This window comes from Rhodovulum tesquicola, assembly GCF_024128855.1.
Classification (GTDB): Bacteria; Pseudomonadota; Alphaproteobacteria; order Rhodobacterales; family Rhodobacteraceae; genus Rhodovulum; species Rhodovulum tesquicola.
The window spans coordinates 1-1,222 of record NZ_JAMYDV010000058.1; the positions used below are offsets into that span (position 1 = coordinate 1).

Genomic DNA, 1,222 nt, shown 5'->3' on the forward strand with positions numbered 1-1,222 from the left:
TCGGGCTGATGGGCCGGCTTTTGCCGGCCCGGCCGTGATTTCGGTTACTCGATGATCTTGGAGACGACGCCGGCGCCGACGGTGCGGCCGCCTTCGCGGATGGCGAAGCGGAGTTTCTCCTCCATCGCGATCGGCGCGATCAGCTCGACCACGAATTTCAGGTTGTCGCCCGGCATCACCATCTCGGTGCCCTCGGGAAGCTCGACCGTCCCGGTCACGTCCGTCGTGCGGAAGTAGAATTGCGGACGGTAGTTCGCGAAGAACGGCGTGTGACGGCCACCCTCTTCCTTGGTCAGGATATAGGCCTCCGCCTCGAACTTCTTGTGCGGCTTCACCGAGCCGGGCTTGCACAGCACCTGGCCGCGCTCGACCTGGTCGCGGTCGATGCCGCGCAGCAGCGCGCCGATATTGTCGCCCGCCTCGCCGCGGTCCAGCAGCTTGCGGAACATCTCGACGCCGGTGCAGGTCGTGGTCTGCGTCGGACGGATGCCCACGATCTCGATCTGGTCGCCCACATTGATCACGCCCCGCTCGACACGGCCGGTCACCACCGTGCCGCGGCCCGAGATGGAGAACACGTCCTCGATCGGCATCAGGAAGGGCTGGTCGATCGGGCGGTCGGGCGTCGGGATGTACTCGTCAACGGCGGCCATCAGCGCGCGGATCTTGTCCTCGCCGATCTCGGAGTCGCGGCCTTCCATCGCCGCCAGCGCCGAACCGGCCACGATCGGGATGTCGTCGCCGGGGAAGTCGTACGAGCTCAGAAGCTCGCGCACTTCCATCTCGACAAGCTCCAGCAGTTCCGCGTCATCGACCTGGTCGACCTTGTTCAGGAACACCACCAGCGCGGGAACGCCGACCTGGCGCGCCAGAAGGATATGCTCGCGCGTCTGCGGCATCGGGCCGTCGGCCGCGTTCACCACCAGGATCGCGCCGTCCATCTGCGCCGCACCCGTGATCATGTTCTTGACGTAGTCCGCGTGGCCGGGGCAGTCGACATGCGCATAGTGCCGCGCCGCCGTCTCGTATTCCACATGCGCCGTCGAGATCGTGATCCCGCGCGCCTTCTCCTCCGGCGCCGCGTCGATCATGTCATAGGCCTTGAACTCGCCGAAATACTTCGTGATCGCCGCCGTCAGCGTCGTCTTGCCGTGGTCAACGTGACCAATCGTCCCGATGTTCACATGCGGTTTCGTACGTTCGAACTTTGCCTTACCCATGG

Annotated in this window: 1 protein-coding gene; it reads right to left on the bottom strand. The window is 65.3% G+C overall.

The annotated features are described in order from the left end of the window. Positions 1 to 44 precede the first annotated feature (44 nt). A complete protein-coding gene (tuf, locus tag NHN26_RS17345; protein ID WP_253090545.1) occupies positions 45 to 1,220 on the bottom strand; it encodes an elongation factor Tu in 1,176 nt (391 codons plus the stop codon). Positions 1,221 to 1,222: the final 2 nt, after the last annotated feature.